Raw genomic sequence first — 18,441 nt, forward strand, 5'->3', positions numbered from 1 at the left:
GATTTTCCCGGCAACCCGTAATCGGGGCTTCCGGTCCGATCGAAATGAATTCGGCATGCCGAAAACACTCCCGGTCGGGAGATCGTGCTGAGTTGGGTGGCCGCAGAATCTGCGGCGGATGGCTGTTGCAGAACCGTATCGGCTCCGCGACAACTCGAAGAACCTTACGGATCAGGGAGATCCGTGTCAACCCCGGCCCTGGCTCCTGTCCACTGGTTTTTTCAGTCGAGGTCGGTGAGGCGGCCGCCCGCGTCCGGCTGGGCGTGCTCCACCCTGCGGAGCAGGCGGATCAGCATCTCGCCGAGGAGGCCGCGCTCCTCGGCGGACAGGTCCTGGAGGAGGTCCTCCTCGAAGTCGCTGGCCATGCGCATGGCCTCCAGCCACTTCGTACGGCCCTCATCCGTCAGCTCGACGATGACGCGCACCCGATTGTTCTCGTCGCGGTCCCGCGTGACCAGGCCTTCGCCGGCCATGCGGTCGATGCGGTGCGTCATCGCGGCCGGTGTGAGGCCGAGGCGCTTGGCGAGTTCGCCGGGGCCCAGGCGATAGGGCTCGCCCGCCAGGAGCAGGGTCTTGAGGACCTCCCACTCCGCGTTGCTGATGCCGAGGGTGGCGACCTGGCGGCCGTACGCCACGTTCATCCGGCGGTTCAGGCGGCCCAGGGCCGAGACGACCTTTTCCACCTGGGGGTCGAGGTCGCGGTACTCCCGCTGGTACGCGGCGATCTGCTCGTCGAGGGTCGGCTCCTGGGGGCCGTCGGGCTCGGCGGGCTCGGTGGTCTCAGCCATGTCGCGAGTATGGCACGGGGTCCGTTGGCATCTAAGTCCTTGAGTGTGTATTGTTAAGGATCTAATTTTAGTGTTGAAGTCTTCAGAGCTGAGCCCTTCAGGTTCAAGTCCTCCAAGCTTCCAGACCCCAAGGTGGTGAAGTGTGACCAAGGCGATGGGTGCAGCGATGCGCCGGATCCAGGCAGGTAACGCGCTGAGCGCGTTTGGACTCGGGTTCACCGTTCCGTACCTCTATGTGTACGTGGCTCAGGTGCGGGATCTGGGCGCGACCACGGCCGGTGTCGTGCTCGCCGTCTTCGCCATGGCCGCGCTTGTCGTGCTGCCGTTCACCGGCCGCGTCATCGACCGGCGCGGGCCGCTGCCGGTGCTGGTCGGCGCCGCGGTGCTCGCCTCGGCCGGCGCGCTGAGCATGGGCTTCGCCTCCAGCGTGCCCGCCGCTGTCGCTTCGGCCGCGCTGCTCGGTGCGGGCACCGCCGTCATGCAGCCCGCGCTCGCGACGATGATCGTCTGGTGCTCCGGCCCCGCGACCCGCACCCGCGCCTTCGCCATGCAGTTCTTCCTGCAGAACCTCGGGCTCGGCATCGGCGGGCTCATCGGCGGCCAGATCGTCGACGAGAGCCACCCCTCCAGCTTCACCCTGCTCTTCTCCATCGAAGCGGTGATGTTCCTGGTGCTCGCCGGGATCGCCGGCTCCGTGAAGATGCCGCACTCGGCCGTCCTCTCGGACGCGCGTCCCAAGGGTGAGCAGGGCGCCGGCGGCGGGATCCGCACGATCCTCGGGCACCGGGCGATGGTGCAGCTGTGCGTCCTTGGCTTCGTCTTGTTCTTCGCCTGCTACGGGCAGTTCGAGTCCGGTCTTGCCGCGTACGGCACCGAGGCCGCCGGGATCCAGCCCTCGACGCTCGGGATCGCGCTGGCCGCCAACACGGCCGTCATCGTGGTCGCGCAGTTCCTGGTGCTGAAGTTCGTCGAGCGCCGGCGTCGCAGCCGCGTCATCGCGTCCGTCGGTCTGATCTGGGCCGTCGCGTGGATCGCGGCCGGATACGCCGGGCTCGGGCACGGCAGTCAGGCGATGGCGACCGCCGCCTTCATCTCGACGTACGCGCTCTTCGGGCTCGGTGAGGCGATGCTGTCGCCGACCGTGGCGCCGCTGGTCGCCGATCTGGCCCCGGAGTCGATGGTCGGCCAGTACAACTCGGCGTTCGCCCTGGTCAAGCAGCTCGCGCTGGCCGTCGGTCCGGCGGTGGGCGGGCCCATGGGCGCCGCGCTGCACGGCCCGTACATCGTGACGTTCGTGGTCTTCTCGCTCGGGATCACCTTCCTCGCGCTGCGGCTCGGCAAGAAGCTGACGCTCGCGCAGGACCATCCGATGCTCGCGGCCACCTCGCGCGTGGTCGCGGTGCACAAGCCCGAGCAGGCGCCCGCCAACGCCTAACCGGGCAGCGCGAACTCGCACCACACCGCTTTGCCGCCGCCCGGCGTGCGGCGCGAACCCCAGGACGAGGCGATCGTCGCGACGATCGAGATGCCTCGTCCTGCTTCGTCTCCGGGGTCGGCGCGGCGGCGGCGCGGCAGGTGATCGTCGCCGTCGGTCACCTCGATGATCAGGCGGCGGTCGGTGCGGCGGAGCCTGAGGCGCATCGGCGGGGTGCCGTGCTGCAGCGAGTTGGCCACCAGCTCGCTCGCCGCGAGGACGCCCAGGTCGCGCAGCTCCACCGGGAAGCGCCAGGAGGCGAGGACGCCGGACGCGAACGCCCGGGCGCGCGGGGCCGCTTCGATGCCGCCGAGCAGGTCGAGCGCCGCGTTGTGGAAGAGCTCGGCGGCGGGTCCCGTACGGGCCGGGTGCTGGCAGACCAGGACCGCGACGTCGTCGTCGTGTTCGGCGGTGACCCCGAGCGAGCGGATCAGACGGTCGCACACCACCTGAGGGGTGCCGACCGCGCCGGACAGCGCCCGCTCAAGGGCGGCCACGCCCTCGTCGATGTCCTCTCCCCTGCGCTCGACCAGGCCGTCCGTATAGAGGACGGCGGTCGCGCCGGGCGGCAGGTCGATCGTGCCCGAGGTGTGCAGCCAGCCGCCGGTGCCGAGCGGGGGCCCGGTCGGGTCCGCGGCGCGGTGGACGGTGCCGTCCTCGTGGCGTACGAGAACGGGCAGGTGGCCCGCCGACGCGTACACCAGGCGGCCCTCGTTGGGGTCGTGCACGGCGTAGACGCAGGTGGCGATCTGGCTGGCGTCGATCTCGGCGGCCAGGCCGTCCAGGAGCTGGAGCACCTCGTGCGGGGGCAGGTCGAGGCGCGCGTACGCCCTGACCGCGGTGCGGAGCTGGCCCATCACTGCAGCGGCGCGGACCCCGCGGCCCATCACGTCGCCGATGACCAGGGCGGTGCGGCCCGCGCCAAGGGTGATCACGTCGTACCAGTCGCCGCCGACCGCCGCGTCCTTGCCGCCGGGCTGGTAGGTGGCGGCCACCCGCAGGTCGTCGGGCTGTTCCAGCTCCTGCGGGAGCAGGGATCGCTGGAGGGTGACGGCGGTCTCGCGGTGGCGGCGCTCGCTCGCGCGCAACCGCTCGGCGGCCTCCGCGTGGTCGGTGACGTCGGCGGCGAAGACGAGCACGCCGCCCTCGTCGTGGCCGGCGATCTCCACCGGGCTGCACGTCACCGTGTACGAACCGGCGGCCTGGGTCTTGCGGGACTTGACCGTACGGGACGTGCCGCTGCGCAGCACCTGATCCATCAGCGGGAGCAGGCCGAGCTCGTCGAGCTCGGGCAGCGCCTTGGCGGCCGGGGCGCCCAGCGGGCGGGTCCCGAAGGCCGCGGCGTAGGCGTCGTTGACGTACGCGATGCGGTGCTCGGGGCCGTGCAGGAGCGCGACCAGGGCGGGGAGCTGGCCGAGGATGTCGCGCACGGAGAGGTCGTCCAGGGGCGGGGGCTCGGCCGCATCGTCCGGCCAGGACTGCGGCTGCGGCCCGGATTCACCGCGGGCCGCGGGCACGGAGCCCCGGTCTGCGCGGTCGGTCCGTGCTGCGGCGCGGCGCGGCGTACCGGGGAGCCGGGCGCTCCAACGCGTGAAGTTCACGGTGTTCCAAGCCTCGTGTGTTGCTGCGGGTGCTGTGCTGCCGGTCCTTGTGCGGTGCTGGGTCGCGGGATCACTCTGTGCAGGTGTGGGCCCACCTATGGTCACACGTCCAGTGTGACGGACCGCACTGACAACCGTCAGTTCTCCTGCGGGGCGGGGCCCTTGGCGGGCGGGCCGCTGCCGGCCGCGATCTCGAACTCGGCGCGCGGGTGTTCCAGCGAGCCGAGCGAGACGATCTCGCGTTTGAAGAGCCCGGCGAGCGTCCATTCGGCGAGGACGCGGGCCTTGCGGTTGAAGGTCGGGACGCGGCTCAGGTGGTAGGCGCGGTGCATGAACCAGGCCGGGTAGCCCTTGAGTTTGCGGCCGTAGATGTGGGCGACGCCCTTGTGCAGGCCGAGGGATGCGACCGAGCCGGCGTACTTGTGCCGGTACTCCTTGAGTTCTCCGCCCCGTACGGCCGAGGCGATGTTCTCGGCGAGGACCTTCGCCTGGCGGACGGCGTGCTGGGCGTTGGGCGCGCACTCCTTGCCCTTCTCTTCCGAGGTGAGGTCGGGTACGGCGGCCGCGTCGCCCGCAGCCCAGGCGTGCTCGGTGCCCGCGACGCGCAGCTCCGCCGTGCATGCGAGGCGGCCGCGCTCGTTGAGGGGCAGGTCGGTGGCGGCGAGGATCGGGGCGGGCTTGACACCGGCGGTCCACACGACGGTACGGGTGGGGAAGCGGGCGCCGTCGCTGAGGACGGCGACCCGGTGCTCGCAGCTGTCGAGCCGGGTCTCAAGGCGTACGTCGATGTTGCGGGCGCGCAGCTCGCGGATCGCGTACCGGCCCATCTCCTCGCCGACCTCGGGCAGGATCCGGTCGCTGGCCTCGACGAGGATCCACTTCAGGTCCTCGGCGCGGATGTTGTGGTAGTACCGCGCCGTGTAGCGGGCCATGTCCTCCAGTTCGGCGAGCGCCTCGACGCCCGCGTAGCCGCCGCCGACGAAGACGAAGGTCAGGGCGGCGTCGCGGATCGCGGGGTCGCGCGTCGAGGAGGCGATGTCCATCTGCTCGATGACGTGGTTGCGCAGGCCGATGGCCTCCTCGACGGTCTTGAAGCCGATGGCGTAGTCGGCGAGGCCGGGGACGGGCAGCGTGCGCGAGATCGAACCGGGCGCGATGACGAGTTCGTCGTACGTCAGCTGGATGGCGCCGGTGCCGTCCTCGGGAGAGGCGAGGGTGGTGACGGTGGCGGTGCGCCCGGTGTGGTCGATGCGGTCGGCCTCGCCGATGACGATGTGGCACTTGTCCAGGACCCGGCGCAGCGGAACCACGACATGGCGCGGCGAGATGTTTCCGGCCGCCGCCTCGGGCAGGAACGGCTGGTACGTCATGTAGGGGTCGGGGGTGACCACGGTGATCCGGACGGCGCCGCTCTTCAGCTCTGCCTTGAGCTTCCGTTGCAGGCGCAGCGCCGTGTACATCCCGACGTATCCGCCGCCGACCACGAGAATGCGCACAGGTTCTGTCACCACCCCATGACGCAACGGGCCCCGGGCTTTGTCCACAGGCCCGGCAAATTGTGTGACTGGAGGGAACTGCTGTGGCGGGTGGCTCATTCTTCGCGCCGCGAGGAGAGATGCGCAGGTCAGAGCGGGAGTGACACGTGATGGGCCGGGTCCGATTCGGTCAGGTTTCGGTCCTTGGTCCGATCGGGGGGCACACCGTGCGGAAGAACCCCTTCTGAATTGACTCCGGCTCAACTATGTTCGTATCCCGTCGGGGTGTCGGGTTAGGGACCGGTCCCCGGCTGTCAGGGCGGGGAGTCTCCGGGGGGAGACGTTATTACCGGGGGATAAATGCACATTCAGGACTCTCATTGGCAGACTGCCGTCGCGGCTTCCGACGGAAACGGTCGCGTGGGTACGGGTCCGAGCGCGGGCGGATCGCGTTCCGCACCGCTGCGGGTGGATGCCCAGCGCAATCTTGAGCACGTGCTGCGCGCGGCACGCGAAGTGTTCGGCGAGCTCGGCTACGGGGCGCCGATGGAGGACGTGGCGCGCCGGGCCAGGGTCGGCGTGGGCACCGTCTACCGGCGGTTCCCGAGCAAGGACGTGCTGGTGCGCCGGATAGCCGAGGAGGAGACCTCGCGGCTGACCGACCAGGCCCGCACGGCCCTTGGCCAGGAGGAGGAGCCCTGGTCGGCGCTCTCCCGCTTCCTGCGCACCTCGGTCGCCTCCGGCGCCGGGCGGCTGCTTCCGCCGCAGGTGCTGCGGGTCGGCGTCGACGCCGAGGAGACCGACGGCGTACGTCCCGAGGGCCTTCGGTCCGACGGCGTGCGGGACGGGCTCGACCAGGCGCGGGTTCCGCAGCAGCGTCAGGTGGGCCTCGCCGAGCAGGGCTCCGGCTGGGGCCGGGTCATCGAGCAGCGGACGGCGCCCGAGGCGGAGCTGGACGACGCGGGCGCGGCCGAGCTGCTCGACGTGGTCGGGCAGTTGGTGGACCGGGCGAGGGCGGCCGGTGAGCTGCGCGGTGATGTGACCGTCGCCGACGTGCTCCTGGTGATAGCCACCGCGGCGCCCTCACTGCCGGACGCCACGCAGCAGGCCGCGGCCTCGTCGCGGCTGCTCGACATCCTGCTTGAGGGGCTCCGTTCGCGGCCGTCCTGAGGCTCAACTCCCTTGCACGGAGCGCTGGTTGGCGGTGGTGACGACCGCTCCCGGGCATGCGGGCCTTCCCCGAAAGGGTGAGGGCCCGTGCCCGGGTGCGGTGAGAGCCCGGGGCTGAACTCCGTCCGGATCGGAGCGCGGCGGGGTTCAGACACAGGCGCTAAGTCTCCCCGGATGAGTGGTTGCCGGTCCTGGGACTCGGCTCCGCTTGTGCTCTGTGGCACGCTTGCCCGGTGGTCGGGTCTGAGCGTGCTTACGGGAGCTTCCGCGATGGGCGTTGAAGAGCGGGACGAGTCGCGCTCAGGCGGCGGCGGTCCGGAATCCGGTGGCCCTGACGGCGGTCTTCCGCCGCGCCAGGTGCCGAGCCAGGGCGGTCCCGGCGGCGGTTCGCCGGGCGGGCCCGCACCCGTTCCGGGGCAGCCCGGCGGGGATTCCGGTTCGGAGTTCGGCGAGCTCGGCGCGACCGTGCTGCCCGGGCCCTGGGGGCCGATGGACGGCGTCGGGGAGCCGGGCTCGACGGTGCCGCCGCAGCGCGAGGGCGGGTTGCGCGAGGGCGCGGCCCTCGGGATCGCGGAGGCCGGGCAGTCCGACGCCGACCTCATCCACGCCATGCGGACCGGCGACGACAGCGCGTACGAAGAGCTCTTCAGGCGCCACGCGGAGGCGGTGCGGCGCTACGCCCGCAGCTGCTGCCGCGACGCGCACACCGCCGACGACCTGACGGCGGAGGTCTTCGCGCGGACGCTTCAGGCGGTACGCGGCGGGGCCGGGCCCGAACACGCCGTGCGCGCCTACCTGATGACCACCGTGCGGCGGGTCGCGGCCTCCTGGACGCGGACCGCCAAGCGGGAGCAGCTCGTCGACGACTTCGCGGTCTTCGCCCAGCAGTCCGCGCGCTCCGCCGAGGTGTCCGACGACGACACCATCGATCTCGGCGCCGACGTGCGGGCCATGCACGAGGCCGAGCAGACGCTGGCCATGCAGGCGTTCCGCTCGCTGCCCGAGCGCTGGCAGGCGGTGCTCTGGCACACCACCGTCGAGGAGGAGTCGCCCAGCGAGATCGCGCCGCTGTTCGGGCTGACCGCCAACGCCACGGCGGTGCTCGCCAGCCGGGCCAGGGAGGGCCTCAAGCAGGCCTACCTCCAGGCCCACGTCTCCAGCGCGCTGACCTCCGGCGGGGACTGCGCGCGCTATGCCGACCGGCTCGGCGCGTACGCGCGGGGCGGGCTGCGGATCCGGGCCGAGCGCGGGCTCAGCAAGCATCTGGAGGAGTGCGCGAACTGCCGGGTCGCGGTCGTCGAGCTCAAGGACGTCAACGCCGGGATTCCCGCGCTGCTTCCGGTCGCGGTCATCGGCTGGTTCGCCGCCGGGTTCTCGCTCAAGGCCGCCGGAGTCGTGGCGGGCGGCGCCGCCGGGGCCGCCGGCGCGGGTGCCGCGGCCGCGGCGACGGGCGGCAGTTCGTCCGGCGGTACGGCGGGAGGTGCCGCGGCCTCCGAGGGGCTTGGCGCCCCGGCCAAGGCCGGGATCGCCGCGGCGGTGGCCGTCGCGGTGGCGGCGGGCGTCGTGTTCGCGCTGACCGGCCACGATGCGCCGCCGGCCAAACCCGACGCGAAGCCGCCCGCGGTGGCGCCCGTCGTACCGCAAAAGCAGCCGCCCTCGCCGCCCGCGGCCCCCACGCCGAAGCCCGCACCTCCGGCGCCGCCCGCGCCGAAGAAGCCGGCGGCCCGGCCGACGCCGCCCAAGCCGACGCATCCCCGGCCCACGCCGCCCCGGCCGGTGCCGCCGCCCAAGCCGACCCCGCCGAAGCCGACGCCTCCCCCGCCGCCGCCCGCGCCGACCGTGTTCCAGGTGAACCGCCTGCAGTACGGCGTGCTCGGCGACGGCACCAGGCCCGAGGTGCGGCTCGGCGAATCCAGCTGGCTGTGGCAGCGCTCGGGCATGCGGATCGGCGAGCAGCGGTATCCGCACGGGGTGACCGTGCACGGCCGGTCCTCGGTGACCATCGACCTCAACCGCCAGTGCCGTACGTACGACGCGTACGCGGGCCTGGACGACCTGACGATGGGGCTCGGGGCGGTGCGGTTCTCGCTGTACGGGGACGGGGCGAGGCTCTGGCAGTCCCCGGTGGTGCACGGCGGCGACCCGGCGGTGCCGGTGCACGCCGACATCTCGGGCCGCGGGACGATCCGCCTCGTCGTCGAACCGGCGGGCCCGTTCGGCGGCGCGACGCTGGCGGACTGGGCACAGTCGCAGATCAGCTGCGAATAGCTCCGGTGGCACCCCGGATCGGCTAGCGGGCGACCGCATCCAGGACCAGCACGACCTCGGCGGGGGTCAGCGCCGCTCCGGCGGCCCGTTCCGCCTCGTACCGCTCGGGCGTGAGCGCGCGCCGGGCCCGTGCCGTGACGGATTCCTCGGTCTCATGCTCCGGTACGGAACGCGGGATTCCGGCGCGCCAGGCGGTGGCTGCCGCCAGGACCCGCACCGCGCGGGCGTGCTCGCCGAGGTCGCCGAGGAACTGGGCCGCACGCCCGCCGAGATGGGCCAGGACGATCTCGGTGCACTCGGCGCCGGCCGCCGTGCGCAGGGCGTCCGCCATGGCCCGCAGGCCCGGGAGCGGGCCCGACTCGGCGGCGATGATCCGGGCGCCCAGCGCGTCGAGCAGCGCGGCGAAGTGCGGGGGCAGCGGGCCCGTCATGGCGAGTTCGACGGCCTGCTCGCGCAGGGTGCGGGCGGCGGCGGGCTCGCCCCGGTCGAGGGCGATGGTGGCGAGCAGCGAGTGGATGTACGGAGTGGCGTCGCCGACCCGGTAGCGGTCCGCCTCCTCGGAGGCCTCGGCCAGGGACTTCTCGGCGGAGTCCAGGTCTCCGCTGCGGTAGGCGAGTTCGGCGACCCGGGCCATGAGGAACGGCGCCTCGTGGTGGGCGCCCACCTCGCGGGCCAGTTGCAGCGCCTCCTCGTAGGCGGGCTTGGCCTGCTCGGGGAGGCCGCGCACCATCGCGGCCTCGGCGGCGGCGCTGGCCACCTGGGCGCGCATCCAGCGGTCGCCCACCCGGCGGCCGAGCTCGCGCAGTTCGGCGAGGTCGCCGTCGATGCCCGCGAAGCCGCCGGGCGTGTCGATGGCCATGTGCGTACGGAACATCAGGGCCACTCCGGTCGCCCATTCGTCGCCGTGGCGGCGGCAGTTGACGACGACGGCGTCGATCGACTCGCGCACCAGGCCCGGGGTGTCGGTGAAGAACGTGGTGAACGGCCAGAGCAGCCCCGGAAAGCGGGCCGCCTCGGGGCCGCCGACCTCGAAGGCCTGCCGGAGCTGGACGAGGCGGTCCTGCACGACGGGGCTGTCGAGGCCCTCGCGGGGGTTGGCGTCGGAGAGCAGGAAGAACCGGAGCAGGTCGAGGTGGAGCCGTGGCCAGTGGCGCGGGTCGCTCTCGCCGGCGGGCGTCGGCGAGAGCTCGGCGACGGCCCGGCCCCAGGCGGCGCCTTCGGTCCGGTAGTTGCGCAGCCACCAGAACCAGCCCATGGACAGGGCGAGTTCGGTGGCGGCCACCTCGTCGGCGGTGGGCGGGGTCGTCGTGCGGCGCAGGACGGCCCGGATGTTGTCGAGCTCGGCCTCCAGGCGGCCGATCCAGGGGAGCTGCTCGCCCGAGCGGATTCTGGGTTCGGCCCGGCGGGCCAGGTCGCGGTAGTACGCGGTGTGGGCGTCGGCGGCCTCGCGCAGCGCCTCGGGGGTCTCGGCGGCGCGCTCGGCGGCGTACTCGTGGATGGTCTCCAGCATGCGGTAGCGCATGCCGGCGCCGTCGGGCGCGGGGACCGCGATGACCAGGGACTTGTCGACGAGGGCGGCGAGGACGTCGGTGGGGTCGGCGGCGCCCTGGGCACCTTCCGTGGCTGCGCCGCCTTCAGCGACTCCGGCGGGGTGCGTGGTGGCGCACACCGCCTGGGCGGCGGCGAGGTCCCAGCCGCCGGCGAAGACGGAGGCGCGGCGCAGGACGGCGCGTTCGGGTTCGTCGAGCAGGTCCCAGGACCAGTCGACGACGGCCCGCAGGGTCTGCTGTCTCGGCAGTACGGTGCGGCTGCCGCTGGTGAGCAGGCGGAAGCGGTCGTCGAGCCGGTCGGCGATCTGACGAGGCGTCAGTACGCGTAGTCGCGCCGCGGCCAGTTCGATGGCGAGCGGGAGCCCGTCCAGGCGACGGCAGATTTCGGCGACGGCCTCGGGGTCGGCGTCCGGGTCGAAGTCGGGGCGTACGGCGCGGGCGCGTTCGGCGAACAGGCGGTGGGCCGGGACGGGCGGCAGCGGCTCGACCGGGCGGACCGCCTCGCCGGGTACGCCCAGCGGCTCGCGGCTGGTGGCGAGGATGCGGAGCCGGGGGCAGCGGGTGAGGAGCGCCTCGGCGAGGTGGGCCGCGGCGTCGATGACGTGCTCGCAGTTGTCGAGGACGAGCAGGGTGTCCGGGCGGCGGGAGAGGTCCTCGACCAGGCGGGCGGTCGGGTCGTCGTGGCCGGGCGCCGGGCCGGCCTGTGGCAGCAGGATCGTCTCGCGCAGGCCGAGCGCGGAGACCACGGCGCCGGGGACGGCCTCGGGGTGGTCGAGCGGGGCGAGCTCGACGAGCCAGGCGGCCGCGTCCGACCCCGCTGCCGCCTGTTCCGCGAGCCGGGTCTTGCCGGTGCCGCCGGGGCCGGTGAGGGTGACGAGCCGCGATGCGGCCAAGTCGGCCCGGATCAAGGCCAGTTCGGGCTCGCGGCCGACGAAGGAGGTCAGACGGGGGCGGAGGTTGCCTTCCATGGCGCGCGGGGCTTCTGGCGGCTCGGCGGGGCCGGGGCCTTCGGTGGAGGGCCGGGCGTCCTCGGCGGGGTGCGTGGGGGCGGCCTCCAGCAACTCCGCGTACAGGGAGGCCAGTTCGGGGCCCGGGTCCGCGCCCAGCGACTCCGCCAGGGTGCGGCGGGCCTTCTCGTAGGCGGCCAGGGCGTCCGCCCTTCGGCCCTCGTTCCTCAGCGTACGGATCAGCTGGGCGTGCAGCGTCTCGTCGTACGGGTGCGAGGTGAGCAGCTCCGTCAGTTCGGGGAGCAGCGCGCTCGTGGCGCCTCGCCTCAGGTCGGCCTCGATGCGGCTGCGCTGCGCGGCGAGGCGCTGGGCTTCGGGGCGTACGGCGGCGTCCCGTTCCGGGAGGTCCGCGAGGGCGTCGCCGCGCCACAGGGCGAGCGCCGCGCGCAGGGTGCGGGCGGCGGACTCCGGATCGCCCCCGGCCAGTTGGGCCGCGCCCGCTGCCGCGCGGTCCTCGAACTCGTACAGGTCGATCGCGTCGCGCGGGGCGGTAAGCCGGTATCCGGCGGGGCCCGACTCCACGGCCTCTCTGCCGAGGATGCGGCGGAGCCTTCCCACCAGGGCCTGGAGGGCGGCGGGGGCGTCCTGTGGTGGATCACCCGCCCATACGTCGTCGATCAGGGTGGTTACGGGTACGGCGCGGGGGGTGCGCAGCGCCAGCGCGGTCAGCAGGGTGCGCAGCCTGGGCCCGCCGAGGGGTATGGCGGTGCCGTTGTCGTCGTGCGCCTCTGTGGCGCCCAGGATCAGGTACCGCACGGTTGCCATTGTGGCGGGGTTTGCCCGTGCGGGGGGAATCGTTTTCCTCGGCGCGGCGGTTTTGGGGGCTGGGGGGACTTTCCCACCCGCCCGCCCGTTCCGCCCGCTGTCCAGGCGGGGCCACCTGTGCGTGGTGCCGCGCCGTCGGCGCCCGCCGCCCGGTGGAACAGAGCCCGCCTGCGGCGGGCGGCCTTTCCCACCCGCCCGCCCGTAACGGAGATGGAAATGGCTGGGCCACCAGTGGGGGCGCCTCGCCATCGGCAGCCGCCCCGCCTTGGGACGGCGCCCGCCTGCGGCGGGCGGATATCTCCCACCCGACCGACCGCGACGCGGATCGAAAAGGCCGGACCGCCAGCGGCGCCACCTCACCACCGGTGGCCAACCACCGGTGGCCAACCACCGGTGGGACGACCCGGTGGGGCAGCCCCCTCAAGACCGCAACGTAGGCCGCCGAGGCGGAGCCACCCCTCCCGCCACCGCCCGCTGCCTCGGCGCTGCCGTGCCCGTCCAGCAGGTGCCCCGGCGGGACAGCAGGCGCCGTAGCCACAGTTCCGTCGAGATCAGGTCCGCCAGGCCGTCCAGCGGGAGAGGTTCGCCTTCGGCCGCCGCTCGCAGCGCCTTGCGGATCGTGCGGGCTTCGATCAAGCCCGCGTCCGCGAGCAGCGGGGCTTCGAAGAGGGAGATCAGCGGGTCGGTCGACTGGCGCAGGCCCGCCCTGGCGGCGGCCGTCGAGGGGGCGTGGGACGGGGTGCCCCAGCCCGGGGGCAGGTCGCGGACCCCGGATGCCGAAAGCACCGTGCGCAGGATCGTCGCGCGGGCGCCCGGCTGGACCCGCAGGGATTCCGGCAGGGCCCGGCACGCCCGTACCACCTGGTTGTCCAGGAACGGGGCGTGCAGGCGCTGGCTGCGCACCTCCGCGGCCTGTTCCAGGATGCGGTGGTCCGCCGCGTAACGGGCGAGCGCCGCCGACGCGCGGGCCTCCCCCGGGCGCTGCGACGGGGCCGGGCGGGTCGCCGAGGCCATCAGGCGAACCGATACTTCGGCGAGTGCTTCCCCGGTCAGCCAGCGGGCCGCCGGGCCGGGACGCGTCCATGACAGTGCCGCCAACGAGATCGACAGCGGGCTCGCCGCGTCGTCCGGGCGGGGCGAGCCCAGGCCGTCCGCCGCCGACGAGCGCAGCGCGTCCGCCGCCGATTCGATGCCGGTCCGGTACGGGGTCCGGGCCAGGCGGCGGGCCGCTCTGTAGACCGTCAGGGGGACGAAGAGAGAGTTCGCTGTCGGGCCGCCCGCCTTCGCCAGTGCCGTTGCCGGGCGGAGCAGGTGGCGGCGCTGACGGTCCATCAAAAGGTCGGCCAGGCGCGCCGGATGGGCGTCCAGGACCTGGCGGGCGCCGCTTCCCGTGAAGTGGTCCGCGCTGCCCGCGAGGAGGCGCCGGCGGTGGCGGGGGGCCGCGATCAGGGACGGGCCCGGCTCGTCGGTCAGAGGGCCTTCGAGGTCCGCGTACGGCAGGTACTCCTCGTCTCCCGTCACCACCACGTGGTGCAGGCGGGGGTTGGCGGCCATCGCCCCGGCCCGTTCCAGCTCGGCCTGGCGGCCCGCTCCCGGCACCGTGAGGTCGTTGAAGGTGACGGCAAGGAGGCGTTCGCCCGCGCCCGTGCCGTGGCCGAGCACCGTGCCCGGCACTCCGGGCAGCCCCGCCGCGAGCAGCGCGAGGGTCGCGGAGGCGGGGCCTCCGGAGAGGTCGGCCCCTATGCCGGGGGCCGGGCCCCCGCGGGCGGCGCGCCGCTCGGCCGGGCCCATGCCGGGGACCGGGCCGGGGTCCGGCGGCAGGGTCTCGGGGGCGTGCCGGGGTGCGGTGAGCCTGGCCCGCACCGCCGACACGAGGGCGTCGCGGACGCCCTCCACCGCGGCGGCGGGCGCCAGTTGGGGCGCGGCCACCGCGAGCGAGGCGACCGGCTCGTACCCGGTGATCTCGCGCGAGCCCTCGCGCAGGACCAGCGCGTGGCCGGGCGGGATGCGGCGCACGCCCGCGTACGGGGTGGAGTCGCCGAGCGCCTCGGGCACGTCGGGGCAGGCGAGCAGGGCGGCGAGGTGGCCGATGTCGAGCTGGGCCTCGATGAGGTCGGCGAGCGGAAGTGCCGCCGTTCCATAGGCCGTTCCGCCCGCCCAGGGGGTGTAGAAGACGGGCCGGGCGCCGGCCAGGTCGCCGACGACCGTGACGCGGCGGGCCACTTGGGCGACGGCCGTGTAGCTGCCGGGCCAGGCGGAGAGGTGGCGCAGCGCTCCCCCGCGCGCGGCGAACAGGCCGACCCTGAGCTCCTCGTCGGTGGCGGCGCAGCAGCCCAGTACGGCCAGGCGGGTGTCGGCGCCGACGCTCACGATGCGGATCTCGTCGGGCCGCCAGTCGCCCACCGCCCACAGCGGATCCGGGTCGCCCCACAGGAGTTGGGCCCCGACGGGGTGGACCGTGCGCCCCTCCTCGGGCTCGCCGACGGAGCCGGCCGTGCCGTATCCGCCCGTGCCGTAACCGCCCGCGCGGAAGCTTGCGGCGACGCTGCTCCACCCCACCAACCACCGCATCGCGCCTCCACAGGCTGTGGACAACTAGTGGACAACCCCGGGCCGACCCTCGATGTGACGATCCGTCAGGTGCTCGGTGCCGGGCCCATTACTGGACTCAGCACCGGGCCCGGTACTGGGCTCGGTACGGGCCGAAGGAGGCCGGGACCCCATGCTGCCACGACAACGGCGCCCCGGAGGGGCTACGGGTAGCGGGCGCAAAAAGTGAATTCGCCTCGGCAGGTGGCCGATTGGTGTCGCTCCCCGGGCGTACGGAACCCGCCACCGGTGATCGACAACCGGCTCCGGGGCCCTCGACCGAGGGGCGATATCCAGCCAATCTCGGGGTGCGGCGGGCTCGTCACACCCGCCTCCAGGGGCCCTCAACACACAGTCCGGGAGGCGCTGTTCGCCTCCCGGACCGGTCCGCCGCCCGCGGGGATTGAGGCGGCGGTGTCCCCCAGCCCGCTGGATCCATGCAGCGGGCCGACCCACGCACCACACATGGAAGCGCTCCCCTGGGGGACCCGCGAGAGCGCACGGCCGGGCGCACGGCCACACGGCAGGAGCGCGGCGGCGGCCGGTCCCGCCTCACCCCCGGCGCAACGGTCCGCCGATCGCGCCGCGCCCGCGGGTGTCAGCAACTGTTCGTACGGAAAACAATCTCGCCATACGGAAGACCGCCTCTTAACGGTCGGGATGCGGCGAACTACGCTGTGTTTACTGCTGTTCCCCACGGGTGGCATATTCCCGAGGGCTCGGCCACATGCTTTTGCGGCCGACGATCCGGACACCACACCGCCCGGGGGAACGCCGTCTGTGTCGAGGGGTGGCGCATGTCCAGGGAGCAACGCGGGCCGAACGAGAAGCTCGGCACCGTTCTCGCCCTCGCGGGAATAAGCAACGCGGGCCTGGCGCGACGGGTCAACGACCTCGGCGCGCAGCGGGGCCTGACCCTTCGCTACGACAAGACCTCCGTGGCCCGGTGGGTCTCCAAGGGCATGGTGCCCCAGGGCGCCGCGCCCCATCTCATAGCGGCGGCGATCGGCGCCAAGCTGGGCCGGCCCGTCCCGCTGCACGAAATCGGCCTCGCGGACGCGGATCCGGCCCCCGAGGTCGGGCTCGCCTTCCCGCGCGACGTGTCGGAGGCGGTGCGCTCGGCGACCGATCTGTACCGGCTGGATCTGGCCGGGCGGCGGGCCGGCGGCGGCATCTGGCAGTCCCTCGCGGGCTCGTTCGCGGTCAGCGCGTACGCGACGCCCGCGTCCCGCTGGCTCATAACGCCCGCCGACTCCTCGGTCGCCCGCAGCGTCGAGCTGACCGACCTGCCACCGCTGAAGGTCGGCCACAGCGATGTCGCCAAGCTGCGCGAGGCGGCCGAGGACGCCCGCCGGTGGGACTCCAAGTACGGCGGCGGCGACTGGCGTTCGTCGATGGTGCCCGAGTGCTTACGGGTCGACGCGGCCCCGCTGCTGCTCGGCTCGTACAGCGACGAGGTGGGCCGCGCGCTGTTCGGCGCGACCGCCGAACTGACCAGGCTCGCCGGGTGGATGGCCTTCGACACCGGCCAGCAGGAGGCCGCCCAGCGCTACTACATCCAGGCGCTGCGGCTCGCGCGCGCCGCGGCCGACGTACCGCTCGGCGGCTATGTGCTCGCGTCGATGTCGCTCCAGGCCACCTACCGCGGCTTCGCCGACGAGGGCGTCGACCTCGCGCAGGCCGCCGTCGAGCGCAACCGCGGGCTCGCCACCGCCCGCACCATGTCCTTCTTCCGCCTCGTGGAGGCGCGCGCCCACGCCAAGGCCGGCGACGGGCACCCCGCCGAGGCCGCCCTGAAGGCCGCCGAGGCCTGGCTGGAGCGCTCGCGCGACGGCGACTGCGACCCGTCCTGGCTCGGCTTCTACTCCTACGACCGCTTCGCGGCGGACGCGGCGGAGTGCTACCGCGACCTGAAGGCGCCCCGCCAGGTGCGCCGCTTCACCGAACACGCGCTGTCGCGGCCCACCGAGGAATTCGTCCGCTCGCACGGGCTGCGGCTCGTGGTGAGCGCGGTGGCCGAGCTGGAGTCGGGCAACCTGGACGCGGCGTGCGCGGCGGGCACCCGGGCGGTCGAGGTCGCGGGCCGGATCTCCTCGGCCCGTACGACCGAGTACGTCCGTGATCTGCTGCACCGCCTGGAGCCGTACGGGGACGAGCCGAGGGTCGCCGAGCTGCGCGAGCGCGCCAGGCCGCTCCTGGTGACCCCGGCGTAGACCCCTCCACCGGACGTTTACCGGGATTGTCAGTGGGTCAGTGCAGTATGTGGTGAGGGGGTCCGGGGCCGTCCTCCGGGAAAGACGCGACCGGGGTGGGAGGTGTGTGGGTGACGACGACGTACGACTGCGATGTGCTGGTGGTCGGCGGCGGGATCGTGGGTCTGTCGACGGCGTACGCCCTCACGCAGGCCTCGCCCGGGACACGCGTGGTGGTCCTGGAGAAGGAGAGCGGCCCCGCCCGGCACCAGACGGGGCGCAACAGCGGGGTCATCCACAGCGGCATCTACTACAAGCCGGGCTCGCTCAAGGCGCGCTTCGCGGTGCGGGGCGCGGCCGAGATGGTCGAGTTCTGCGCACGGCACGGCATCGCGCACGAGGTCACCGGCAAGCTCATCGTGGCCACCGAGCGCTCCGAGCTGCCCCGGCTGCACGCGCTGGTCCAGCGCGGCCGGGAGAACGGCATCCCGGTGCGCGAGCTGGGCCCGGCCCAGATAGCGGCGTACGAGCCGGAGGTCCGCGGCCTGGCCGCGATCCACGTCGGCACGACGGGGGTGTGCGACTACGGGGCGGTGGCGGCCCGCCTCGCCGAGCTGTCCGGCGCCGATGTGCGGTACGGCGCGGAGGTCGTCCGCATCGACCGGCGCCCCTCGTTGGGCGTCGCCGTGCGCACCGCCGACGGTACGGTGCTGCGCGCCCGGGCCCTGGTGAACTGCGCGGGCCTGCACTGCGACCGGGTGGCGCGGCTCGCGGGCGACGATCCGGGGGTGCGGATCGTGCCGTTCCGCGGCGAGTACTACGAGCTGGCCCGGCCCGGCCTGGTCAAGGGCCTGGTCTACCCGGTGCCCGACCCCGCGTTCCCTTTCCTCGGCGTCCACCTCACCCGGGGTGTCGACGGCTCGGTCCACGTCGGCCCCAACGCGGTGCCGGCCGCGGCCCGCGAGGGCTACGACTGGCGCACGGTCCGCCCCGCCGAGCTGGCCGGCACCCTCGGCTGGCCCGGCACCTGGCGGATAGCCCGTCGCCACTGGCGCTACGGCGCGGGCGAGCTGCACCGCTCCTGGTCGAAGCGGGCCTTCACGGAAGCGGTCCGCCGGCTGCTCCCCGGGGTGGCGGAATCGGACCTGCGCACGGCCCCGGCGGGAGTCCGAGCCCAGGCCGTCCTGAGGGACGGCACCCTGGTGGACGACTTCCTGATCCGGGAAACCCCGAGAGTGGTCCACGTGCTCAACGCCCCGAGCCCGGCGGCGACGGCGTCGTTGCCGATCGGCAGAGAGGTGGCGGCCCGGGCCCTGGCAACCCTGCCCCGCCCCTAGCCCGGCCGTCCGTTCGCGCAGTTCCCCGCGCCCCTAAAAACCCGTCTCCGTCCGCAGGCCATGGTCGCTACTCGCGCAGTTCCCCGCGCCCCTGGGGGTTTCAGGAGGCCGGGGTTGATGGGGGGGCTCGCCAGGTGCCGCTCAGGGGCGCGGGGCTGTGACAATTTGCGGCTCCGCCGCGTGAGCGAGCCCAGCCAGCACGCCCTAAGGGGCGCGGGGAACTGC

General features: G+C 73.7%; 10 protein-coding genes. 5 read left to right on the forward strand and 5 right to left on the reverse strand.

Features of this window, described 5'->3' with window-relative positions:
- Nucleotides 1-221: 221 nt before the first annotated feature.
- Nucleotides 222-788 carry a MarR family winged helix-turn-helix transcriptional regulator gene (locus tag OHA17_RS18740; protein ID WP_398873985.1) on the reverse strand — a complete coding sequence of 189 codons (567 nt, stop codon included), beginning with the start codon at nt 786-788 and terminating at the stop codon, nt 222-224.
- Nucleotides 789-942: 154 nt separating this feature from the next.
- Between OHA17_RS18740 and OHA17_RS18745 the strand changes: the two genes are divergently transcribed.
- Complete coding sequence (locus tag OHA17_RS18745) at nt 943-2,223, forward strand: MFS transporter (protein WP_406510757.1); 1,281 nt, start codon at nt 943-945, stop codon at nt 2,221-2,223.
- Here the strand turns inward: OHA17_RS18745 and OHA17_RS18750 are convergent.
- Together OHA17_RS18750 and OHA17_RS18755 are read right to left on the reverse strand one after the other, a co-directional pair.
- Nucleotides 2,220-3,863 carry a SpoIIE family protein phosphatase gene (locus tag OHA17_RS18750; RefSeq protein WP_406507554.1) on the reverse strand — a complete coding sequence of 548 codons (1,644 nt, stop codon included), beginning with the start codon at nt 3,861-3,863 and terminating at the stop codon, nt 2,220-2,222. The two genes, OHA17_RS18745 and OHA17_RS18750, sit on opposite strands and share 4 nt — an antisense overlap.
- Nucleotides 3,864-4,000: 137 nt before the next feature.
- Nucleotides 4,001-5,323, reverse strand: coding sequence for an NAD(P)/FAD-dependent oxidoreductase (locus OHA17_RS18755; RefSeq protein WP_406510758.1), 1,323 nt, complete (start codon nt 5,321-5,323; stop codon nt 4,001-4,003).
- A gap of 375 nt (nt 5,324-5,698) precedes the next feature.
- On the opposite strand from OHA17_RS18755, the gene OHA17_RS18760 reads away from it, so the two are divergent.
- A complete protein-coding gene (locus OHA17_RS18760; protein WP_406507555.1) occupies nt 5,699-6,508 on the forward strand; it encodes a TetR/AcrR family transcriptional regulator in 810 nt (269 codons plus the stop codon).
- A 270-nt stretch (nt 6,509-6,778) separates the two neighbouring features.
- Complete coding sequence (locus OHA17_RS18765) at nt 6,779-8,776, forward strand: sigma-70 family RNA polymerase sigma factor (protein WP_406507556.1); 1,998 nt, start codon at nt 6,779-6,781, stop codon at nt 8,774-8,776.
- Between the two features lie 22 nt (nt 8,777-8,798).
- Here OHA17_RS18765 and OHA17_RS18770 read toward each other — a convergent pair whose 3' ends face one another.
- Together OHA17_RS18770 and OHA17_RS18775 are read right to left on the reverse strand one after the other, a co-directional pair.
- Complete coding sequence (locus tag OHA17_RS18770; protein WP_406507557.1) at nt 8,799-12,089, reverse strand: AfsR/SARP family transcriptional regulator; 3,291 nt, start codon at nt 12,087-12,089, stop codon at nt 8,799-8,801.
- A gap of 429 nt (nt 12,090-12,518) precedes the next feature.
- Nucleotides 12,519-14,669 (reverse strand): asparagine synthase-related protein, encoded by a 2,151-nt coding sequence (locus OHA17_RS18775; RefSeq protein ID WP_406507558.1) that lies wholly within the window; start codon nt 14,667-14,669, stop codon nt 12,519-12,521.
- 815 nt (nt 14,670-15,484) lie between these two features.
- Here OHA17_RS18775 and OHA17_RS18780 point away from each other — a divergent pair.
- Both OHA17_RS18780 and lhgO read left to right on the forward strand, forming a co-directional pair.
- Entirely contained in the window at nt 15,485-16,900 is a 1,416-nt protein-coding gene (locus OHA17_RS18780) for a hypothetical protein (RefSeq protein ID WP_053725971.1), read from the forward strand.
- A 110-nt stretch (nt 16,901-17,010) separates the two neighbouring features.
- On the forward strand, nt 17,011-18,216 hold the full coding sequence (gene lhgO, locus OHA17_RS18785; protein ID WP_406507559.1) for an L-2-hydroxyglutarate oxidase: 1,206 nt from the start codon (nt 17,011-17,013) through the stop codon (nt 18,214-18,216).
- Nucleotides 18,217-18,441: the final 225 nt, after the last annotated feature.

It is taken from the genome of Streptomyces sp. NBC_00212, assembly GCF_045206365.1.
Lineage (GTDB): Bacteria > Actinomycetota > Actinomycetes > Streptomycetales > Streptomycetaceae > Streptomyces.